This is a genomic window from Pseudoroseomonas cervicalis ATCC 49957, from assembly GCF_000164635.1.
Lineage (GTDB): Bacteria > Pseudomonadota > Alphaproteobacteria > Acetobacterales > Acetobacteraceae > Pseudoroseomonas > Pseudoroseomonas cervicalis.
Genome location: NZ_GG770782.1, coordinates 187287 through 190761, shown reverse-complemented (window position 1 = coordinate 190761; position 3475 = coordinate 187287). Strand labels below are relative to the sequence as shown.

Here is a 3475-nt window from a genome sequence, read left to right as displayed (position 1 = left end):
CGGGGCGCGGAGGCGCTGCCAGCCGACCCAGGCCAGCAGCGCCGCGCCGGCCAGGGCGGCGAGCGTCAGCGGGCTGGGGTCGGGGCCGATCTGCCGCGCCAGCCAGCCGCCCAGGCTGCCCGGCATCAGCATCAGCGGCGCCCAGACCAGGGCGGAGAGGATGTTGGCGCTCTGGAAGGGCCAGTTGCGCATGCCGGTGATGCCGGCCGCCAGCGGGGTGACGGCGCGCATCGGCCCGATGAAGCGGCCCATGAACACCGCCCACCAGCCCCAGCGGCGGAACACCACCACCGACCAGGCATAGACCCGGCTGCAGGATTTCGGCAGCCAGCGCCGCACCCGGGCGGGGCCCACCGCGCGGGCCAGCCAGTAGCCGGCGGCATCGCCCAGGATGCCGCCCAGCACGCAGCCCAGCAGCACCGGCAGGGGGTCGATCATCCCGGCGCCCAGCATCGCCCCGATGCCCAGCAGCAGCGCCGTCGAGGGCACCACGATGCTGACCACGGGGAAGGATTCCAGGAAGGCGATCAGGAAGGTCACCGGCGCCGCCCAGGCAGCGTTGAGGCGTACCCAGGCGTCGAGCGCCGAGATCCAGTCTTCCAGCATGATGCCGGCGAGGTATCAGTTTGCCGGCCGCCCCGCCAGCGGGAAAACGGGGGGTTGGCGCGGGCGTGACGGTCGCGCGGCTCAGCCCTGGACGTGGCTCTCCCGGATCATGCGGTGCAGCGCGGCGGCGGCGGGCGCCAGCGCCTCCCCCCGCCGCCGGACCAGCGCCAGGGAGCGCCGCAGCGCCGGCTCGACCAGCGGCACCTCGACCAGGCCGGAGAGCAGCCGGCCGCGCTGCGCCGCCGAGGGCAGGATGGCGACGCCGATGCCGGTGGCCGCCAGCGCCATGGCGCTCGGCGTGTTCTCCACCACGAAGCGGCCGCGCAGCGACAGGCCGGAGGCCGCGAGCTGCTGCTCCACCGCCGCACGGTTGCCGCTGCTGCCGCCCAGGGTGATCAGGTCCTGCCCCGCCAGCTCCGCCCAGCGCAGCGCGCCCCGCCCGGCGAGCGGGTGGGAGGGGTGGCAGACCAGCACCAGCGGGTCGGTGGAGAGCAGATCCTCCTCTAGCTCCGCCTGCGGCGCCTGCATGATGTGGATGCCGAATTCGGCGGCGCCGCTGCGCACCGCCTCGGTCACCGCGCTGCCGGAGCGTTCCAGCAGCATCACCCGGTTGCCGGGGTGGCGGCGCGCATACTCGGCCAGCAATTGCGGCAGCCGCTCATAGGCGACGGCCGGCATGGTCGCCAGGGTGACGTCGCCGGCCGAGAGGCGGGAGGTGGTGCGCAGCCGCTGCAGCCCATGCGTCAGATCCTCCACCACCCGCCGCGCCAGCGGCAGGAAGTCGCGCCCGGCGGCGGTCAGCCCGGTGCGGCGGGTGGTGCGGTCGAGCAGCGCCAGGCCGACATAGGCCTCCAGCCGCTGGATGCGCCGCGTCAGCCCGGTCTGCGTCAGGCCGAGCCGCTCCGCCGCGCGGCTGAAGCTGCCGAGCTCCGCCACCATGACGAAGGCCTGGATGTCGTCCATCGGCAGATGCATGATCACGCCTCATCAATCGATGCCATTAATGCATTATACTTGCGTCAGCGCCTGCGCCAGACTTCCCGCGACACAACAAGGCCGCGCCCAGCGGCCGGCCCGGAAACGCCAGGACCAAGGCCGCAAGCCCGATGCCCACGCCCCCGCATGGCGAGGCCGCCATGCCCGACCTCTCCTTCGTGCCCGAAGGCGCCTGCGATGCGCATCTGCACATCCTGGATGCGCGCTTCCCTGCCGCCGGCCCGACGCCGCCGGGCGCGACGCTGGCCGATTACCGGGCGGTGCAGCGGCGGCTCGGCCTCTCGCGCGCCGTGCTGGTGCAGGCCAAGCATCACGGCACCGACCCGGCCTGCCTGCTGGACGCCCTGGCCGCGCTCGGCGCGGCGGGGCGCGGCATCGCCGTCGCCACCCCCGATATCGGCGACGCCGCGCTGCGCCGCCTGGATTCGGGTGGGGTGCGCGGCCTGCGCTTCAGCCTGTGGAACCCGGCCGACAGCCAGACCAGCCTGGAGATGCTGGCGCCGCTCGCCGCGCGCATCGCGCCGCTGGGCTGGCACGCCCAGCTGCACCTGACCGCCGGCCAGATCCTCGACGCCGCGCCGATCCTCGGCACGCTGCCCTGCCCGATGGTGTTCGACCACATGGCGCGGCTGCCGGCGGGCCAGGGCGTGGGTCAGGGCGCGGCGCATCCCGCCTTCGCCGTGGTGGCGCGGCTGCTGCAGCAGGGCCGCGCCTGGGTGAAGCTCTCCGGCGCCTATCTGGTCGACCCCGCCGGCCCGCCCTGGGGCGCCGCCGGCGCCATCGCCCGCGCCTTCCTGGCCGAGGCGCCGGAGCGCCTGGTCTGGGGCAGCGACTGGCCGCATGTGACCGAGCGCCACAAGCCCGACGCCGCCACGCTGCTCGGCCTGCTGGCCGAATGGGCCGGCAAGCCGGTGGCCGCCCGCATCCTCTCCGACAATGCCGCCGCGCTCTACGGCTTCGCCGACGGGACCCGCACGCCATGACCCTCGCCCCGCTCACCGCCATGCGCAGCAAGCTGTTCCTGCCCGGCTCGCGGCCGGAGCTCTTCGCCAAGGGCCAAGCCTCCGCCGCCGATGCGCTGAGCTACGACCTGGAGGATTCGGTGGCCCCCGCGCGCAAGGCCGAGGCACGCGCGGCGGTGGCCGCGGCGCTGCGCGCGGCGCCGGGCGGCAAGCTGGCCATCGTGCGCGTCAACGCCCCCGGCACGCCCCATTTCGAGGCGGATATCGCCGCCATCCTCGGCGCCGGGCTGGACGCCATCAACCTGCCCATGGTCGAGGACGCCGCCGGGTTGCGCGACGCCATCGCCGCCATCGAACGCGCGGAGCGCGACGGCGGCCACGCCCCCTGCGCCATCCTGGCCAATATCGAGACGCCGCGCGGCCTGCGCCTGGCCGGCGCGATCGCGACGGCGCATCCGCGCGTGGCCGGGCTGCAGATCGGCTATGGCGATCTGTTCGAGCCCTTCGGCATCGCCCGCGACGAGGAGGTGGCGCTGCAGCAGGTGCGGCTGCAGGTGCGGCTGGCGGCGGCCGAGGCGCGCATCCCGGCCTTCGACGGCGCGCTGGCCGATATCGCCGCGCCGGAGCGCTGCCGGGCCGAGGCGGAGGCCGCGCGGCGCCTCGGCTTCGCCGGGAAGTCCTGCATCCATCCCAGCCAGATCGCCGTGGTGAACGCCGCCTTCCAGCCGACGGGGCGGCAGATCGCCCATGCCGCCCGCGTGCTGGCTGCCGCCGCGACGGCCGAGGCGGAGGGCGTCGGCGCCTACACCGTCGATGGCCAGATGGTCGACGCGCCCTTCGTCGAGAGCGCCCGCGCCCTGATGGCGCTGGCCGAGCGCCTCGGCCTCGCCCCCGCCGGCGCCGCCGCGCCC

At 75.3% G+C, this 3475-nt stretch carries 4 protein-coding genes; 2 read left to right on the top strand and 2 right to left on the bottom strand.

Going from position 1 to position 3475, the window contains the following annotated elements:
* Positions 1-606: DedA family protein (locus HMPREF0731_RS17270; protein WP_007005470.1), on the bottom strand; the 606-nt coding region annotated here is incomplete at its 3' end.
* 81 nt (positions 607-687) lie between these two features.
* On the bottom strand, positions 688-1581 hold the full coding sequence (locus tag HMPREF0731_RS17265; RefSeq protein ID WP_007005469.1) for a LysR family transcriptional regulator: 894 nt from the start codon (positions 1579-1581) through the stop codon (positions 688-690).
* Positions 1582-1712: 131 nt separating this feature from the next.
* Between HMPREF0731_RS17265 and HMPREF0731_RS17260 the strand changes: the two genes are divergently transcribed.
* Positions 1713-2585 carry an amidohydrolase family protein gene (locus tag HMPREF0731_RS17260; RefSeq protein WP_007005468.1) on the top strand — a complete coding sequence of 291 codons (873 nt, stop codon included), beginning with the start codon at positions 1713-1715 and terminating at the stop codon, positions 2583-2585.
* A partial coding sequence (locus HMPREF0731_RS17255) for an HpcH/HpaI aldolase/citrate lyase family protein (RefSeq protein ID WP_007005467.1) occupies positions 2582-3475 on the top strand: 894 nt, incomplete at its 3' end. The genes HMPREF0731_RS17260 and HMPREF0731_RS17255, both read left to right, overlap by 4 nt.